General features: G+C 73.7%; 18 protein-coding genes. 4 read left to right on the forward strand and 14 right to left on the reverse strand.

Going from position 1 to position 16113, the window contains the following annotated elements:
• Positions 1-123 precede the first annotated feature (123 nt).
• Positions 124-1167: a zinc-dependent alcohol dehydrogenase family protein gene (locus ACFWJ4_RS18900; RefSeq protein ID WP_380545299.1), complete on the reverse strand. Its 1044-nt coding sequence runs from the start codon at positions 1165-1167 to the stop codon at positions 124-126.
• A gap of 125 nt (positions 1168-1292) precedes the next feature.
• Between ACFWJ4_RS18900 and ACFWJ4_RS18905 the strand changes: the two genes are divergently transcribed.
• Both ACFWJ4_RS18905 and ACFWJ4_RS18910 read left to right on the forward strand, forming a co-directional pair.
• Positions 1293-2288: a DEDDh family exonuclease gene (locus ACFWJ4_RS18905; RefSeq protein WP_380545301.1), complete on the forward strand. Its 996-nt coding sequence runs from the start codon at positions 1293-1295 to the stop codon at positions 2286-2288.
• Positions 2289-2319: 31 nt separating this feature from the next.
• A complete protein-coding gene (locus ACFWJ4_RS18910; protein ID WP_380545303.1) occupies positions 2320-3117 on the forward strand; it encodes an SURF1 family protein in 798 nt (265 codons plus the stop codon).
• 28 nt (positions 3118-3145) lie between these two features.
• Here the strand turns inward: ACFWJ4_RS18910 and trxA are convergent, their stop codons facing one another.
• Positions 3146-3475: a thioredoxin gene (gene trxA / locus ACFWJ4_RS18915; protein ID WP_359903302.1), complete on the reverse strand. Its 330-nt coding sequence runs from the start codon at positions 3473-3475 to the stop codon at positions 3146-3148.
• 3 nt (positions 3476-3478) lie between these two features.
• Positions 3479-3886 carry a MerR family transcriptional regulator gene (locus ACFWJ4_RS18920; RefSeq protein ID WP_359903456.1) on the reverse strand — a complete coding sequence of 136 codons (408 nt, stop codon included), beginning with the start codon at positions 3884-3886 and terminating at the stop codon, positions 3479-3481.
• Positions 3887-3992: 106 nt separating this feature from the next.
• Here ACFWJ4_RS18920 and ACFWJ4_RS18925 point away from each other — a divergent pair, with 106 nt between their 5' ends.
• Complete coding sequence (locus tag ACFWJ4_RS18925) at positions 3993-4754, forward strand: SDR family oxidoreductase (RefSeq protein WP_380545305.1); 762 nt, start codon at positions 3993-3995, stop codon at positions 4752-4754.
• Positions 4755-4798: 44 nt separating this feature from the next.
• Here ACFWJ4_RS18925 and ACFWJ4_RS18930 read toward each other — a convergent pair whose 3' ends face one another.
• The 9 genes from ACFWJ4_RS18930 to ACFWJ4_RS18970 all read right to left on the reverse strand — a co-directional run bounded on the left by ACFWJ4_RS18930 (position 4799) and on the right by ACFWJ4_RS18970 (position 12234).
• The gene (locus ACFWJ4_RS18930) at positions 4799-5455 is read right to left on the reverse strand and encodes an alkaline shock response membrane anchor protein AmaP (protein WP_380545306.1); all 657 of its coding nucleotides are present in this window, start codon (positions 5453-5455) and stop codon (positions 4799-4801) included.
• The gene (locus ACFWJ4_RS18935; RefSeq protein WP_380545308.1) at positions 5452-6153 is read right to left on the reverse strand and encodes a DUF6286 domain-containing protein; all 702 of its coding nucleotides are present in this window, start codon (positions 6151-6153) and stop codon (positions 5452-5454) included. The genes ACFWJ4_RS18930 and ACFWJ4_RS18935 overlap by 4 nt, the downstream gene beginning before the upstream one ends.
• Complete coding sequence (locus ACFWJ4_RS18940; RefSeq protein ID WP_380545310.1) at positions 6150-6467, reverse strand: hypothetical protein; 318 nt, start codon at positions 6465-6467, stop codon at positions 6150-6152. The genes ACFWJ4_RS18935 and ACFWJ4_RS18940 overlap by 4 nt, the downstream gene beginning before the upstream one ends.
• Positions 6468-6592: 125 nt before the next feature.
• The gene (locus ACFWJ4_RS18945; RefSeq protein WP_359903317.1) at positions 6593-6784 is read right to left on the reverse strand and encodes a hypothetical protein; all 192 of its coding nucleotides are present in this window, start codon (positions 6782-6784) and stop codon (positions 6593-6595) included.
• 64 nt (positions 6785-6848) lie between these two features.
• Positions 6849-7337, reverse strand: coding sequence for an Asp23/Gls24 family envelope stress response protein (locus ACFWJ4_RS18950; RefSeq protein ID WP_380545380.1), 489 nt, complete (start codon positions 7335-7337; stop codon positions 6849-6851).
• A gap of 281 nt (positions 7338-7618) precedes the next feature.
• On the reverse strand, positions 7619-8425 hold the full coding sequence (locus tag ACFWJ4_RS18955; protein ID WP_380545312.1) for an enoyl-CoA hydratase/isomerase family protein: 807 nt from the start codon (positions 8423-8425) through the stop codon (positions 7619-7621).
• A gap of 312 nt (positions 8426-8737) precedes the next feature.
• Positions 8738-8971 carry a helix-turn-helix domain-containing protein gene (locus ACFWJ4_RS18960; RefSeq protein ID WP_030059940.1) on the reverse strand — a complete coding sequence of 78 codons (234 nt, stop codon included), beginning with the start codon at positions 8969-8971 and terminating at the stop codon, positions 8738-8740.
• Between the two features lie 327 nt (positions 8972-9298).
• Positions 9299-10897 (reverse strand): ABC-F family ATP-binding cassette domain-containing protein, encoded by a 1599-nt coding sequence (locus tag ACFWJ4_RS18965; RefSeq protein WP_359903323.1) that lies wholly within the window; start codon positions 10895-10897, stop codon positions 9299-9301.
• A gap of 257 nt (positions 10898-11154) precedes the next feature.
• Positions 11155-12234: a hypothetical protein gene (locus ACFWJ4_RS18970; RefSeq protein WP_380545314.1), complete on the reverse strand. Its 1080-nt coding sequence runs from the start codon at positions 12232-12234 to the stop codon at positions 11155-11157.
• Positions 12235-12603: 369 nt separating this feature from the next.
• Between ACFWJ4_RS18970 and ACFWJ4_RS18975 the strand changes: the two genes are divergently transcribed.
• A complete protein-coding gene (locus tag ACFWJ4_RS18975) occupies positions 12604-13830 on the forward strand; it encodes a glycoside hydrolase family 26 protein (protein WP_380545315.1) in 1227 nt (408 codons plus the stop codon).
• A gap of 4 nt (positions 13831-13834) precedes the next feature.
• Here ACFWJ4_RS18975 and ACFWJ4_RS18980 read toward each other — a convergent pair whose 3' ends face one another.
• Positions 13835-14995: a GNAT family N-acetyltransferase gene (locus ACFWJ4_RS18980; protein ID WP_380545317.1), complete on the reverse strand. Its 1161-nt coding sequence runs from the start codon at positions 14993-14995 to the stop codon at positions 13835-13837.
• On the reverse strand, positions 14992-16065 hold the full coding sequence (locus ACFWJ4_RS18985; protein WP_380545319.1) for a Wzz/FepE/Etk N-terminal domain-containing protein: 1074 nt from the start codon (positions 16063-16065) through the stop codon (positions 14992-14994). Before ACFWJ4_RS18985 ends, ACFWJ4_RS18980 begins: the two co-directional genes overlap by 4 nt.
• Positions 16066-16113: the final 48 nt, after the last annotated feature.

Genomic DNA, 16113 nt, shown 5'->3' on the forward strand with positions numbered 1-16113 from the left:
CACACCCCCCCGCGCCCCGCGCCCCCCCCCCCCCCCACCCCCCAAACCTACCCCCAAACCCCCCGCGCCCGGCGCCCCCCCCCCCCGGGGGCGCCCCGGGCCGGGTGCCGGGAGGCCGAGGTCTCAGAACGCGATCCGCACCTTCAGGGCCGAGCGGTCGTCCATCGCGCGGTAGCCGTCCGGAACGCCGTCCAGGCCGACGGTGCGGTCGAAGACCAGGCCCGGCTCGATGGCGCCCGAGAGCACGTCCGGCAGCAGCTCGGGGATGTACGCGCGGGCCGGGGCGACGCCGCCGTTCAGCGAGACGTTTCGGCCGAACATCTGACCGATGTCGACGCCCGCGCTGCCGCCGTGCGGCACCCCGACGTAGCCCACCGCGCCGCCGTCCCGGGTGATCGAGATGGCCGTCCGCATCGACTCCTCGGTACCGACCGCCTCCAGCACCGCGTGCGCGCCCTGGCCGCCGGTCAGCTCCTTCACTGCCTCGACCGCGGCCTCGCCGCGCTCCGCCACCACGTCCGTCGCACCGAAGCGACGGGCCAGCTCGGTACGGGCCGCGTGCCGGCCCAGCGCGATGATCCGGCCCGCGCCCAGCCGGTGCGCCGCCAGCACCCCGCACAGGCCCACCGCGCCGTCGCCGACCACCGCGACCGTCGCACCCGGCCGCACCCGCGCGGAGACCGCCGCGTGGTGCCCGGTCGACATCACGTCGGACAGCGCCAGCAGCCCGGGCAGCAGCTTCTCGTCACCCGCCGCCTCCTTCGGCAGCTTCACCAGCGTCCCGTCCGCGAACGGCACCCGCACCGCCTCGCCCTGGCCGCCGTCCGAACCGACCTCTCCCCAGAACCCCCCGTGCGGACAGGAGGTCTGCAGCCCTTCGAGACAGAAGTCACACGTCCCGTCCGACCAGACGAACGGCGCCACCACCAGGTCGCCCCTGGCGAAGCCGCGCACCTCGGCGCCGACCTCCTCGACCACGCCCAGGAACTCGTGCCCGATCCGCTGCCCGGCCACCCGCTGCGCCACGCCGCGGTAGGCCCACAGGTCGCTGCCGCAGATGCAGGCGTTCACCACCCGGAGCACCACGTCCGTCGGATGCTGGATCACCGGGTCCGGGACCTCTTCGATCCGGATGTCGTTGGGGCCGTGAATCACGGTGGCACGCATGCGCTGTTCCTTAGCTGAAAGATCTCGACCAGGTGTACGACACCCCCGTCGACCACTCTATTCCGGCCGGTCGGTCGCAACATTCCGGCCGGAGCCCTCCGCCCCGCCCCTTATCCTGTTGGACCATGCAACCGATCCAGCCCGAGACCTACGGAGTGCCGCGGACCGCGCCGGTCCCCGCGCAGCGCTCCGCCGTCCCCACCGGGGGCTTCGCGGTCGTCGACGTCGAGACCACCGGTCTCGGCCGCTCGGACCGCGTCATCTCGGCGGGCGTCTACCAGCTGGACGCGGACGGCGACGTCGTCGACCACTGGTACACCCTGGTCAACCCCCAGCGGGACCCGGGCCCGGTCTGGATCCACGGCCTCACCGCCGAGCTGCTCGCCACCGCCCCGACCTTCCCGCAGATCGCCGACGAGCTCGCCGCCCGTCTGCAGGACCGCGTCCTGGTCGCGCACAACGCGCTCTTCGACTGGAACATGATCTCCCGCGAGTTCTCCCGGGCCGGCCTGCGCGCCCCGGTCGAGCAGCGGCTGTGCACCATGGTCCTCTCCCGCGACCTGCGCCTGCCGCTGCCCAACGGCAAGCTGTCCTCGCTCGCCGCCCACTTCGGCGTCCAGCAGCGCCACGCCCACAACGCCCTGGACGACGCCCGGGTGCTCGCCGAGGCCTTCCGCCCCAGCCTGCGCCTCGCCCGCGACGGCGGCGTGCCGCTGCCGCTCCAGAACTGCGTCGCGGTCACCGACCTCGGCGAGGAGGAGCCGGCCGCCCCGGGCCGCAGCACCTGGACCGGCGCCACGTACCGCCAGGCCAAGAAGCGCCCGCCCTGCCCGTACCCCAACCCGGGGCGCTGGGAGGACGGCAAGCCCCTGGTGCAGGGCATGCGGGTGGCCGTCACCGGCGACACCGCCACCGACCGCGAGGTCCTGGAGGACCGCGCGGTCGAGGCCGGTCTGCACATCGCCACCTCGGTGAGCCGCCTCACCAGCCTGCTGGTCACCAACGAACCGGACAGCTGGAGCGGCAAGGCCCGCCGGGCCCGCGAGCTCGGCACCCCCGTCGTCGGCGAGGACGCCTTCCTCCAGCTGCTGCGCGAGGTCGCCCCGCACCCCGGTGCGTGAGCCGTTTGTGAGGTCGGCGTACCGTTCCCATGTGTACCGTTTTCTGCTGACCCGACAGTGGCTGATCACCATGCTGGTCGCGCTGCTGCTGATCCCCGCGACGATCAAGCTGGGCTTTTGGCAGCTGCACCGCCACGAGGCACGGGTGGCTCGGAACGAGCTGATCGGTCAGGCCCTCACCGCCGCGCCGGTCCCCTTCGACACCCTGTCGCCGACCCCCGGCTTCGCGGTCCCCAAGGACCTCACCTGGCGCGCGGCGACCGCCACCGGACAGTACGACCCGGCACACGAGTTCGTGGTCCGCAAGCGGACCGACTCCAACGGCAGCATCGGCTACTTCGTGGTGACCCCGTTCCGGCTCGCCGATGGCAAGGGCACCGTCCTGGTCAACCGCGGCTGGGTCGCCTCCGGCGACGGCGCCACCGAGTACCCGCCCGTCCCGGCCGCCCCCACCGGCGAGGTCTCCCTCACCGGCCGCCTGCGCGCCGAGGAGACGTACGGCGCCAGCGGCATCAAGGACCGCACCGGCCTGCCCGACCGCCAGTTCAACCTGATCAACACCGACGAGCAGGCCAAGCGGACCGGCGCCCCGCTCCTCGGCGGCTACCTCGAACTCACCGGCACCACTCCCGCCCCGGCCGACCAGCCCCAGCTGATCCCCGAGCCCAACCACTCCGACATCGGCCCGCACATGGCCTACGCAATCCAGTGGTGGCTGTTCACCGCGATGATCCCGGTCGGCGTCTGGGTCCTCGCCCGCCGCGAGGCCAAGGACCGCGCCAAGCAGGCCGCCGAAGCCGAGGTCCCGCTCGACGCCGTCCCCGCCTAGGGCACGTCGCCTGGCTGGAGCACGTCGCCTAGAGCACGTCGTCCAGCTCCCGCAGCAGCCGCGCCTTCGCCCGCGCCCCCACCACCGACCGCACCGGCTGCCCGCCCCGGAACACCATCAGCGTCGGCATCGACAGCACCCCGTACGCCGCCTGCGTCCGCGGATTGTGGTCCACGTCCACGCTCACCACCCGCAGCCGGTGCCCCTCCTCCCGCGCGATGTCCGCCAGCACCGGCGCCATCATCCGGCACGGCGGGCACCAGTCCGCCGTGAAGTCCACCAGCACCGGCCCCTCGGCCCCCAGCACCTCAGCGGCGAACGTCTCGTCCGTCACCGCGGGCACACCTGTGATCTCCACCGTCTACTCCTTCACCAGTTCGCAAACAGGCGGCTCCTGAACGGCGGCCAGCTCGTCCCGTGCCCTCACGGCCCGATCGAACTGCCCCGCCACCTGGGCCCGCACGTCCTGGAGCCGGGCGATGCACTCGTCCAGCTCCCCCAACTTCCGCCGGTACACCTCCAGAGAGGCCGGACAGGAGTCCCCCTCCGGGTGCCCCGCCCGCAGGCACTCCACGAACGGCCTGGTCTCCTCCAGCCCGAACCCGAAGTCCTGCAACATCCGGATCTCCCGCAGCAACCGCAGATCCCCCTCGTCGTACGCCCGGTACCCGTTGCCCGCCCGCCGGGCCGGCAACAACCCCAACTGCTCGTAGTACCGCAACGCCCGCGTGGTCGTCCCCGCCCGCTCCGCCAACTCCCCGATCCGCATGCCGAACCACTCCTCCCGTACTTCCGGCAACGACCGTAAACCTTCCCCTCGGCGTCAACGCCAGCCCCGACCCGCCCCCGCTCCCCGACCGGGCAAGATGTCCCCCATGGATCTCGGACTGAAGGACAAGGCCTACATCGTCACCGGCGCAACCCGAGGCCTCGGCCTCGCCGGCGCCCGCGAACTCGCCGCCGACGGCGCCCGCGTGCTCATCAGCGGCCGCACCCAACAAGCCGTCGACAACGCCGTCGCCGAACTCGAGACTCTCGGAACCGCCCGGGGCCTCGTCGCCGACAACGCCTCCCCCGACACCCCCGAGCGCCTCATCGCCGAGGCCCGGCACCACTTCGGTCGTCTCGACGGCATCCTGATCAGCGTCGGCGGCCCCCAGGCCGGCCCCGTCGAGACCACCCCCGAGGACGCGTGGCGCGACGCCTTCGAGTCCGTCTTCCTCGGTGCCCTCCGGCTCGCCCGCGCCACCGCCGCCGCGCTCACCGACGGCGGTGTGATCGCCTTCGTGCTCTCCAGCTCGGTCCGCCAGCCGATTCCCGGTCTGGGCATCTCCAACGGCCTGCGTCCGGGTCTCGCCATGGCCGCCAAGGCCCTCGCCGACGAGCTCGGCCCCCGCGGCATCCGCGTGCTCGGTCTGCTCCCGGCCCGGATCGACACCGACCGGGTCCGCGAGCTCGACGGCCTCGCCGCCGACCCCGACGCCGCCCGCGCCCAGGCCAGCGCCGCCATCCCGCTGGGCCGCTACGGCACCCCCGAGGAGTTCGGCAAGGTCGCCGCGTTCCTGCTCTCCCCCGCCGCCTCCTACCTGACCGGCGTCATGATCCCCGTCGACGGCGGCGCCCTCCGCACCCTCTGACTCCCGCCACCACTCTCGATCGCTCGACCCTGACCGTTCCTGGACTACTCCACCCGCGACTGGCTCCGCCGCCCCCGCCTCCGTCGGCCCCACCCGTGCCGCGGCTCGGCGGGGGCCGCCTGCAGGACCCTGATCCGCAGATCGGCCGGCAGCGCCGCCAGCCGCAGGCTCCCGCAGGCATCCGCCCGAGGCCCGTCCTCGAAGTGCTCCACCAGCGCGGCCGGATCCCCGCCCGGCCGCAACCGCACCGCACCGCGCAGCTGCGGATGCCTCGGCGCCCGCACCAACCGCACCCCGGCCCGCTCGACCTGCGGCAGCACCACCGTCCGGTTCTCCAACGCCTCCTCCAGCGCCCGCGCACCGACCCGCAGTCGAAGCCCGCCCGCCCCCGGCGTCGGCACCTCGATGCTCGACAGCCCGGTGCGCCGCAGCTGCGCCACCAGCCACCACACCATCCCCGCCACCAGCACGGTCAGTCCGCCGATCACCGTCGGCCACCACCACGCCGACGCCACCCACTGCCCCCGCGAACGCGCGCTGACCACCGGCTGATCGGGCGAGGTGAGCGGCCACCAGTCCGGTGGATGCACGCCCAGCCTCCGGTACAGGTCGAGCCCGCCCGCCAGCACCAGCACCCCGACCCCCAGCAGCACCGCCCCCACCACCCCCAGCAGCACCCGGTTGACGACCGTCCGCCTCACCCCGCCACCCCCGCACCGCCGGCCGTCCCGGCCCCCGTACCGGCACCAGGGTCACCGGCCCCCGGGTCCGACCCTCCGGCCGGTTCCTCCCCCACCACACGCGCGGTCCCCCGCGCCGCCCGCACGTCCAGCCGCATCGGCCGTCCCAGCCCCACCCGTCCCAGCTCGTCCCGCAACTGCCGCTGCACCAACGCCGGCTCCGCCGTCCCCGCCAACGAGATCCGGATCCGCCGCCGCCCGACCCGGATCCGCAGGTGGTCGATCCCGTCCAGCCCGGCCGCCCGGTCGGTCAGCAGGTGCCCGACCCCGGCCCGGTCGATGGCCGCGCTCGTCCCCCCGTACGGCCGCAGCACGAGCCAGCGCCGCAATCCGGGCGCGACGGCCAGCCACAGCAGCCACCCGCCGAGCAGGGTCGCCGCTCCGGCCCCCACCAGGACCGCCAGGTCGTCGAGGTGCCGCGTCGCCAGCTCGTCCGCGATCTGCGCCCGCCACCGCCGGGCCGGCTGCCCGACCCGCACCGCGATCACGTCGTACAGCAGCGCCCCCGCCACCACCAGCACCGCCGTCGCCACCAGCGCCGCCGCAGCCGTACGGGGCGCCCGCGGCCGTCGCACCTTGTCCGCCCGAAGCTCCGATGCCGCCCCCTGCACCTCCTCCGGCCCCTGCGCCCCCTCCGCCTCAGGGGCCTGCGCGCTCACGAAGCGCCCCCTGTCACCAACTTCTCGACCACGACGACCACTTCCGAGACCCTGACCCCGGTCAGCCCCGCCACCCGCTCGGCGATCCGCGCCCGCACCGCCCCGGCCAGCGTCGCGACGTCCGAGGGGAACGGCAGCTCAAGAGCCACCCGGACCCGCACCGTGCTCCCCGGTACGGTCACCGAGACGTGCGGCGGCGCCCCCTTCGCCCGCCCGGCGGGCCAGGCCTCGGCCAGCACCTCCCGGGCGGCCCGAGCCGCGATCCCGGCGTACACCCGGTCGGCGATCCGAAGCCGCCCCCGACGCCCCGGCACGGACCCGGCCCCCGAAGCCGACCCCGACCCCGACCCCGAAACAGGACCCGAACCCGAACCGTGACCGGGCCCCGAGCCCGACCCGGAACGGGAGACCACGACCGGAACCGACACGGGGCCCGTCATCAGCGGCGCCGGTCGCGGCCGCGGAGCAGGTCCCCGAGGTCGCCCAGCTCGATGTCGCCCTCCAGCAGGCGTCCGATCACGAAGCCGACCAGCCCGAGCACGGCCACCAGCAGGAAGGCCGCGAACCCGCCGAAGTACCCGGCGAAGCCGAGGGCCATGCCCACCACCAGGCCGACGATGGCCAGGTTCATCCGCTACTCCCTCGTTTCCCGCTACTCCGTCGGGCCCGACGCCCCCGGCCTGCCGCCGAACGCGCTACTTGAGCTTCGGCCGCTGCCCGGACGGCGCCACCGGTTCCTCTTCCTCCTCGAACTCCGGTTCGTCCGGGAGGTGGACGTCGTTGACCGCGATGTTGACCTCGACGACCTCCAGGCCGGTCATCCGTTCGACCGCGTTGACGATGTTCTCCCGCACCTGGCGGGCGAGTTCGGGAATGACCACGCCGTACTCGACCACCAGGGCGATGTCGATCGCGGTCTGCTTCTCGCCGACCTCGGCCTTGATGCCCCGCCCGACGCTGGGCTTGCCACCGGGCACCCGGTCCCGCATCGCGCCGAAGGTGCGGGCGAGGCCGGACCCGAGCGCGTGGATTCCGGCGACCTCGCGGGCCGCCATGCCGGCGATCTTCTCCACCACGCCGACGGCCAGCGCGGTACGGCCGCGCTCCCCCACCGGCTTGGCACCGCCGCCGGCACCCGGCGGACCGGGGGTCGGGGCGCTGCCACCACCGGTGTGCTTGTGCATGGTCGCGGGCGTCGGAGTGTCAGGCATGGGCGCTTCTCCCGTCGTACGGCACCAGCTATATCGCAAACCTCCCCAACTCTGACATTTCGCCACGGTCCCCGCTCCCCGAGCGTCGGCAGTCCACCCCGGCGCCCGCCCCTGCGCGCGAGATTCCGTCCCCCACGCGGGAGGACCACCGGGAGACCCACCCGGGGAACCCGCGCGAAAGACCCCGCACAGGAGAAAAGGGCCCGGCCCCGGGGAAGTCCCCCGGGGCCGGGCCCTGCGTGGTCGCCGTGCGGTCAGTCGCCGATCCCGGCGAGCTCCCGCAGCCGGCGCGCCTGCGCCGCCCGTTCGGCCGAACGCTGCTCGTCGAAGGAGCGCCCGGCGGCCCCCTGCAGCAGGGCCTTGGTCTCGATCACCGCCCCGCGCGGAGCGGCCAGCAGGGCCGCCGCGAGGTCGCGGGCGGCCGCCTCCAGGTCCTCGCCCGACACGGCGAGGTTGGCCAGCCCGATCGCGGCGGCCTCCTCGGCACCCACCCAGCGGCCGGTCGCGCAGATCTCCAGTGCCCGCGCGTAGCCGACGAGCTCGGTGAGCGGCTTGGTGCCGGCCAGGTCAGGAACGAGGCCCAGCGAGGTCTCCTTCATCGCGAACTGGACGTCCTCGGCGACCACCCGCAGGTCACAGCCGAGGGCCAGCTGGAAGCCCGCGCCGACGGCGTGGCCCTGGACCGCCGCGATGGAGATCAGGTCCGGACGGCGCCACCAGGTGAAGGCCTCCTGGTACGAGGCGATGGCGTCGTCCAGCTCCCGGTCGGAGGAGGCGGCGAGCTGGAGGAAGGTGGGCTCGCCCGGGATGCCCTCGGGGGTGAACATGGCCCGGTCCAGCCCGGCGGAGAAGGAGACCCCCTCCGCGCGCAGCAGCACCACCCGGACGCTGCCGGGCAGCTCGCGGCCGGCGTCGGTGAGGGCGCGCCAGAGCGCGGGCGACTGGGCGTTGCGCCGCTTGGGTCGGCACAGGGTGACGACGGCGAGTTCGCCCTCGATCTCCAGGCGGACGCCGTCCCGCTCCCAGCTCGGGGCCTGCGGGTCGATGGCGGGAGCGGTCATGCGGGGACCTCCGGTGGCGAGGGACTTGGCTACCGGAGAGTAACAAAACTCGACGCGCCTGGGCAGGGGCCCCGACCCGGAGAGATCGACGAGGCCTGCGGCACTCCACGACGCCCCGCGAGGCGCGAATGCGAGGCGAAGAACGAAAGGGAAATGAACGGTATTGAAGAATGGGGGAAGGACCTCACCCCGGACATGACGATCGGCGGCCGGCCCGCACGGCTCGAGGGCGGACGCCCAGCTGACGGTCAGCTGTCGTCTCCTCGGCCGGCACCCTGCCGCCGCGTCATCCAGCCACTGGCTGACGAACCGTCAGGAACCGGCCCCGGCAGTCGCCTTGTTCTTGCCCCGCGTGGCACCGCCGCGGCCCCGGAGAATCACTCCGGACTCGCTCAGCATCCGGTGCACAAAGCCGTACGAACGACCGGTCTCCTCCGCGAGAGCGCGAATGCTCGCCCCGGAGTCGTACTTCTTCTTGAGATCGGCCGCGAGCTTCTCACGCGCGGCACCGGTCACCCGGCTGCCCTTTTTCAGAGTCTCGGCCACCCGTGCCTCCTCGTAGCGTTGCTCGGTCAGATTCCCATGATCACCCATCCACCGCGTCCTGGCCACCCATTCGACAAGGTCGATGTCGGAAATGCGTGGTCCTTCGGTGGTGATCCGAGCGCATCAGGGCGCTCACGCAGAGTGCACGCCCCCTGGCGGATCCGGCCGTTCGCCGAGAAAGGGCTGATCAGCAACGTCGGCCCGACCACGATCGAGTGGCGGGCCGACGGAAAGTCCTTAAACGGAATCCGGGTCTACTTCATTCCCGGACACGCCGAAAGGACTAGATATTCTCATCCGAAAAGCGGATCTCGCGTCTACTTCCGGTCAGGCCAAGGAGACCAGATCGGCGTAGGACGGGTTCCAGAGGTCCTCCACGCCGTCCGGCAGCAGGATGATCCGCTCCGGGTCGAGCGCCTCGACCGCGCCCTCGTCGTGGGTGACCAGCACGACCGCGCCGGAGAACTCGCGCAGCGCGCCCAGGATCTCCTCGCGGCTGGCCGGGTCGAGGTTGTTGGTGGGCTCGTCGAGCAGCAGCACGTTGGCGGAGGAGACCACCAGGGTGGCCAGCGCCAGACGGGTCTTCTCACCGCCGGAGAGCACCCCGGCCGGCTTGTCGACGTCGTCGCCGGAGAACAGGAAGGAACCGAGGATCTTGCGGATCTGCACCAGGTCGGTGTCGGGCGCGGCCGAGCGCATGTTCTCCAGCACGCTGCGGTCCGGGTCGAGCGTCTCGTGCTCCTGGGCGTAGTAGCCGATCTTCAGGCCGTGGCCCGGGATCACCTCGCCGGTGTCCGGCTGCTCCACCCCGGCCAGCATCCGCAGCAGGGTGGTCTTGCCGGCGCCGTTGAAGCCCAGCACGACGACCCGGGAACCGCGGTCGATCGCCAGGTCGACGTCGGTGAAGATCTCCAGCGAGCCGTAGGACTTGGACAGGCCGCTGGCGGTCAGCGGGGTCTTGCCGCAGGGGGCCGGCTCCGGGAAGCGCAGCTTGGCGACCTTGTCGTTCACCCGGACCTGCTCCAGACCGGAGAGCAGCTTGTCGGCGCGGCGGGCCATGTTCTGCGCGGCCACCGTCTTGGTCGCCTTGGCCCGCATCTTGTCGGCCTGGGCGTTGAGGGTCGCGGCCTTCTTCTCGGCGTTGGCCCGCTCGCGCTTGCGGCGCTTCTCGTCGTCCTCGCGCTGCTGCTGGTACTGCTTCCAGCCCATGTTGTAGACGTCGATGCAGGAGCGGTTGGCGTCCAGGTAGAAGACCTTGTTGACGACCGTCTCGACCAGGTCGACGTCGTGCGAGATGACGATGAAGCCGCCCTTGTAGGTCTTCAGGAAGTCCCGCAGCCAGACGATCGAGTCCGCGTCCAGGTGGTTGGTGGGCTCGTCGAGGAGCAGCACGTCGGAGTCCGAGAAGAGGATCCGGGCCAGCTCGACCCGGCGGCGCTGACCGCCGGAGAGGGTGTGCAGCGGCTGGCCGAGGATGCGGTCCGGCAGGCCCAGCGCGGCGGCGATGGTGGCGGCCTCGGCCTCGGCGGCGTACCCGCCCTTGGTGAGGAACTCGGTCTCCAGCCGGGCGTACTTCTTCATCGCGTTGTCCCGGGTGGCGCCCTTGCCGTTGGCCATCCGCTCCTCGTTCTCGCGCATCTTCTTCAGCACGGTGTCGAGGCCGCGGGCGGAGAGGATGCGGTCCTTGGCGAGGACCTCCAGGTCACCGGTGCGCGGGTCCTGCGGGAGGTAGCCGACCTCGCCCGAACGGGTGACGGTACCGGCGGCGGGCAGGCCCTCGCCCGCCAGCACCTTGGTGAGCGTGGTCTTGCCGGCGCCGTTGCGGCCGACCAGACCGATCCGGTCGCCGGCGGCGACCTTGAAGTTCGCGGACTCGATCAGGATCCGGGCACCGGCACGCAGTTCGAGGGCGTTGGCGGAAATCATGGCTGGGAGCTGCTCCTGGGACGTGGGCGGGCGGCCGGGCAGGACTGACCCGGGGCCGGGTTGGCGTGAGGGGGACTTCATCGGCGGTCGGCGCGGCCCTCCTGGCGCCGCCGCCCGCTATTGCCCGGAGAAAATAGCCATGGCGGCAAGTCTACCGGGCCCCGTGTCACCCTCGGAGGCGTACCGGCCCGGGGTATCCGGCAGCCTGCCGCCCGCCGATTCCGGGGCCTAAGGCCGGCGTCCTCGGGTAGTCCCCGCTACTGCGGCTGCGCGCCCGACCGGTCCCCCGCGGGCGCTCCGGTGGCTGCCCGGGCGTCCGGCACGGTGCCGGTACCCGCCTGGGCGTCCGGCGCGGTACCGGTGGCCGACGGGTCGCCGACGGCCGGGTTCGCCGACAGGTCGCCCACGGCCGGGTTCACCGCCGGGTCCGCCGCGCAGCCGCCCTGCGGACGGACCGCCGCGAACGGCGCGTCCACGCTGCCGCAGGCCGTCTCGGGCGCGGCCGCCTTGGTGTCGAACACCTTGGGCGGGACGATCGGGCCGTCGGTGATCTCCACCCGGCTGCGGTCCAGCACCTTGACCGTGGCGGTCGGACCGGCGTTCATCGACCAGCCGTTGCTGTCCAGCCGGTAGCCGGTGATGCCGCCGGAGACGGCCTGCCCGCTGCTGTTGCTGCAGGTGCGCGGGATGAGCACGGCGTAGTCGGTGTGGACGGCGCGCAGCGGGTCGTAGACGCAGTTGCCGGAGGGCTTGTCGTTGTAGCGCAGGTCGCCGTCGGCGTCGCGCAGGCCCATGGTCAGGTTCGGGGTGACCAGGGCCAGCCAGGGCGAGCCGTCCCGCTGGACGGTGTGCAGCGCGGCCGCGGCCCGCTGCTTGGCGAGCGCCTTGCGCTGGGCGTCGGTCCGCTTGTCGGCGCCGGGCTCGCCGTCGCCGTGCAGCCAGTCGGCCAGGCCCGGCACCGCGCGGTGCCAGCGCACCTCGTGGTCGCCTGGGCGCACCGAGGTGACCATGCCGTCGTCCCAGACCACGATCGCGTTGTCGCCGGCCATCGCCAGGTAGAGCGCCTCGGCGCCCTCGCGGCGGTAGGACCAGGCCTGCTCGCCGGTCCGCTTGTGGAAGGCCTCCAGGCCGGGGCCCACCCGCAGGTCGAGGTCGGCCGAGCTGAGCGACTCGGAGTTCACCGGTGTCGCCCCGGCGTCGCCCGGTCCCGCGACCCGGTCGCCGAACGGCACCGGCTTGTTCGCGTGCGCCGCCGCTCCGGCCGCAAGGACCAGCATCACCGCCGAGGCAGGCAGGATCGAGCGGGGGGTCAGTACACGCAGCGGCTTCCAGGACACGGCCGGAGCGTACCTTTCACCGGGCACGCGAGTCAGCCCGGTTCCGCCGTCGCCGTGTCCCGCCGGGCGTCCGCCGGGCCCCGCGCGCCCTTCCCGCACGTCCACCCGCCCACCTGCGCCGTCGGGGTTCCGGCCGCCGCGCCGGGCGTTGCGGAGCGGGCCACGGGGACCCGACAGGACCGTTACCAAGCTGATACATGACCGCGGGTCGCCGGCCTTTGCGGCAGACGGCGTTCGATCGGCGCCCACTTTAGGGTGACATTCGGCTTTTTCGTCCCCCTTCGGGCCTACTGTCGGCGAGCGGGGCGCCACGGTCCGTCCACGCCGAGACCGTGCGCCCCGCCCACGCGACGTCCGGAGGAGAGCACCATGCGAATCGGCCGCCTGACGCTGGCCGCCGCCACCCTGCTGCTGATGGCCACGGCCAGCGTCCCGGCCGGGACGCCGTTCAGCCAGACCGAACGGCACACCCTCTCCTCGGACGCCATCGAGCCCCGCGGCGCGGCCCCCCGCCCGCCGGTCCAGCGGCCGAACCACGAGCCGCCGTTCGGTGCCTTCGTCGGTTCCTGGGACGACTACATCCCGCAGATCGGCCGGTACGCGCAGTGGCTGGGCGACGCGAACATGCAGGTCGGCCACACCTATCTGGCGGGCAACGGCTGGAGCGACGTCGAGGGCGAGCCGATGGTGCTCGGCCTGTGGTCGCAGTGGCGGCAGGCCGATCCGTCCCGGCTGCTGGTGCTCGGGGTGCCGATGCTGGTGCCCAGCGAGGCGAAGGTGCCGGACGGCGAGGTCGCCGACCTGCTGGCCCAGGGGGCGCGCGGGGACTTCGACGGGCACTTCCTCAAGCTCGCGCGCCGGCTGGTCGCGCTGGGCGGCGCGGACACCGTGCTCACGCTCGGCTGGGAGATGAACGGCACCACCTACACCCACCGCTGCAAGCCCGACCCGGCCGCGTGGAAGACGTACTGGCGGCGGATCGTCGGGGTGATGCGCTCGGTGCCCGGGCAGCGGTTCCGCTTCGACTTCGCCCCCAGCCGGGGCCTGGACGCCGTCCCGTGGACCAAGTGCTACCCCGGTGACGACGTGGTCGACATCATCGGCATGGACAACTACGACCAGCCGGCGGGCGGCACCTTCGACGACTACGTGCGCGAGCCGTACGGCCTCCAGGACCAGGTGGAGTTCGCCGCCAAGCGCGGCAAGCCGGTCTCGTACCCGGAGTGGGGGCTGTTCCGCAACGGCGACAACCCCGAGTTCGTGCAGCGGATGGTCGACTGGATCCGCACCCACGACACCGCTTACCAGACCGTCACCGACTACTGTCCGCACGGCTTCTTCCAGTGCGAGCGCAATCCGCGCTCGGCGGCCACGTTCAAGCAGCTGATGTCCGGTTCGAAGGGGGCGCCGACGCCGGCACCGACGGAGGCACCGGCACCGACGGCCACCCCGGCGACGGACGTGCCCGCGGCGCCGGCCGCGCCCGCCGTGCCCGGGGGCAGCACCGCGCCGAGCAGGACGGCGAGCCCGCCGGCCCGCCCGGCGAAGGGCAAGTCGACGGGCCGGCCGACGGGCGCGCCGCACGCCCGGCACTGAGCGCTCAGCTGCGGCGGCGGGCCAGCAGCGCGTCCTTGAGCCGGGGGAAGCGGGTACGCAGCTGGTGCGCCGCCGCCTGCCGGGCCCGCACCGCCCCGGCGCGGACGGCCGCCGCCGGCGCCGCCCCCGCCGGACCGAGCAGCAGCCGGTGGTTGGACAGCTGGTCCGGCCGCCAGCGCTGCTTGTACGGCTCCTGGCCGCGCAGCAGGCCGAGCACCGGGACGCCCGCGCCGACCGTCTCGTCCAACGCCGCGCTGAACAGCAGCCCGGCGATGTCCAGCCGCTCGCGCAGCACCGGGTGCGCCCCGTACATGTACAGGCCGCCGAAGGACGGGCAGAGCAGCAGCAGGTTCACCGCGACCAGCTGGCCGTCCAGGTGGAACTGGTGGACGGTGGCCCTGCCGGAGGCGACCAGTCCGGTGGTGGACTCGGTCAGGTGGCTCGCGAACCGCTCGGTGCGGTGCTCGGGCGTGACGCCGCGCGCCTGCCACTGCATGAAGTGCAGCCGCAGCAGCCCGTCCAGCGCCTGCGGCACCTCGGCCGCCGGGGTGGAGCGGACCGTCACCCCGGCCTCGGCGATCTTGCGGAGCTTCACCCGGCTGCGCTGGGCGGTCTTGCCGGGCACCCGCTTGAGCAGCCGGTCCATCGGGACGGCCGGCAGGTACTGGCAGAGCGAGTCCCGGTAGCGGCGGCGGCTGCCGCTCCAGTGCGCGTACACCCGCTGCACCGCCGCCTCGGGGTGCACCTCGCGCAGTTCCAGCCAGTGCCAGGGGCGGGTGAGCGGGAGCGCGGCGGCGAACTCGGCGGCGGCCCGGTCGGCGCACTCGTCGTCGAGCAGGACGTCGGTGTAGTCGACCAGTCCGCCGCCGAGGCCGGTCAGGCCGCCGAACGGTCCGCCGCGGCGCACGAAGGCGCCCGCGCCGACCAGCCGGCCGTCCCGGCGGACCAGCACCACGAGCAGGCTGCCCGGGCGGCCGTAGTGGCGCCACCAGGAGCGCTGCCAGTCGGCGGCCTGGAAGAAGGTGGCGGTCCGGCAGCGGCCGGCCAGGTCGTCCCACTCCTCGGCGAGGACGTCCAGGGCGTCGTCCTCGCCGTGGAGCTCGGTGGTCCAGGCCGGCGCCGTCGCCTGGGCGGGCAGGCTGCTTCTGCGGGTCTCGGTGCTCATCGTCCGCTCCCGGCCGGCGCCTTGGCCTGGGTGGCGGGCCGGTCCTCGACGGCGGGGGCCTGCTCCTCGACGGCGGAGGGCTGTTCCTCCACCGCGGGGGTCCGGTCCTCGGCCGGGGACTGCTCAGGCGCCGCGGCCCCGGCGCCGGGCTTCCTGCCGGGCTTCCCGACAGTCTTCTTCTCGGCCTTCGTACTCCCCTTCTTCGCGCTCTCGGCCTTCACGCTCCCGGCCGTCACGCTCTCGGCCTTCACGTTCCCGGCCTTCGCCCCTTCGGCCTCGGCACCGGGCGCGGCACCGGGCGCGGAGTCGCCACCGGACTCGGTCCTGGCCTTGGCCGGCTCCTCTCGGCGCGGGCGCGGTGTCGTCGGGACCGCCACCGGCGCGGAGGCGGCGGGGGCCTCCGATCCCTGCGCGGCCTGCGCGGCCTGTGCCGCCTGTGCCGCCTGCGATGCCCGCGCGGCCCGCAGCACCCGCGGCATCTCGGGACTCCCGGCGGCCTCCGGCGTCCCCGCGCCGCCACGGCGGCGGTTCATCATCACCAGGGCGCCCAGCAGCAGCCCGGCCGCGCCACCGACCGCGACGTCCAGCTTCCCGGAGGGCGTGGTCGGCCTGTCCGGCGCGGCGGCCGGGGACAGCGTCACCAGCCGGACGTTGGTGTCCTTGCTGCTGGTGTTGGCGAAGGCGACCAGCGAGCGGGCCACCGCGTCGGCGGTCCGGGCGGCCTCCTGGGGGCGCCGACCGGTGCCGGTGAGCTCGATCATCGGGGCGTCCGGCGAGGTCGTCCCGTGCACCAGGGACTCCAGCTCGGACCGGGTGTGGCCGGTCTCCGCGGCCGCGACCGCGAGCACCTGCGGCTGACCGGCCAGCCGGCCGTACGCCTGGGCGAAGTTGGTCGCGATCGCGGCTTCCCCGGGGTTCTGCGCGACCACGAGGACGTAGGCGTTGGCGGCGTACGACGGCGGCGAGACGGCGGCGTACCCGGCGCCGGCCGCGGCGCCCAGCGGTACCGCCAGCGCCACCGGCCACCAGCGGCGGACCAGGCGACGGGCGCTTCGGCGCGGTGTGGTCATGGGTCTTGCTCCTTGGGTCTGGTACGGCGGTTCCGGCGGTGGCGGGCG

It is taken from the genome of Kitasatospora sp. NPDC127067, from assembly GCF_042724755.1.
Classification (GTDB): domain Bacteria; phylum Actinomycetota; class Actinomycetes; order Streptomycetales; family Streptomycetaceae; genus Kitasatospora; species Kitasatospora lactacystinica.

What these genes read in the sequence shown, in the direction of transcription:
- ACFWJ4_RS18980 (WP_380545317.1), bottom strand. Translation starts at nt 14,995, where the DNA reads ATGAGCACCGAGACCCGCAGAAGCAGCCTGCCCGCCCAGGCGACGGCG.
- ACFWJ4_RS18945 (WP_359903317.1), bottom strand. Translation starts at nt 6,784, where the DNA reads ATGAACCTGGCCATCGTCGGCCTGGTGGTGGGCATGGCCCTCGGCTTC.
- ACFWJ4_RS18925 (WP_380545305.1), top strand. Translation starts at nt 3,993, where the DNA reads ATGGATCTCGGACTGAAGGACAAGGCCTACATCGTCACCGGCGCAACC.
- ACFWJ4_RS18965 (WP_359903323.1), bottom strand. Translation starts at nt 10,897, where the DNA reads ATGATTTCCGCCAACGCCCTCGAACTGCGTGCCGGTGCCCGGATCCTG.
- ACFWJ4_RS18920 (WP_359903456.1), bottom strand. Translation starts at nt 3,886, where the DNA reads ATGCGGATCGGGGAGTTGGCGGAGCGGGCGGGGACGACCACGCGGGCG.
- ACFWJ4_RS18985 (WP_380545319.1), bottom strand. Translation starts at nt 16,065, where the DNA reads ATGACCACACCGCGCCGAAGCGCCCGTCGCCTGGTCCGCCGCTGGTGG.
- ACFWJ4_RS18955 (WP_380545312.1), bottom strand. Translation starts at nt 8,425, where the DNA reads ATGACCGCTCCCGCCATCGACCCGCAGGCCCCGAGCTGGGAGCGGGAC.
- ACFWJ4_RS18900 (WP_380545299.1), bottom strand. Translation starts at nt 1,167, where the DNA reads ATGCGTGCCACCGTGATTCACGGCCCCAACGACATCCGGATCGAAGAG.
- ACFWJ4_RS18905 (WP_380545301.1), top strand. Translation starts at nt 1,293, where the DNA reads ATGCAACCGATCCAGCCCGAGACCTACGGAGTGCCGCGGACCGCGCCG.
- ACFWJ4_RS18950 (WP_380545380.1), bottom strand. Translation starts at nt 7,337, where the DNA reads ATGCACAAGCACACCGGTGGTGGCAGCGCCCCGACCCCCGGTCCGCCG.
- ACFWJ4_RS18975 (WP_380545315.1), top strand. Translation starts at nt 12,604, where the DNA reads ATGCGAATCGGCCGCCTGACGCTGGCCGCCGCCACCCTGCTGCTGATG.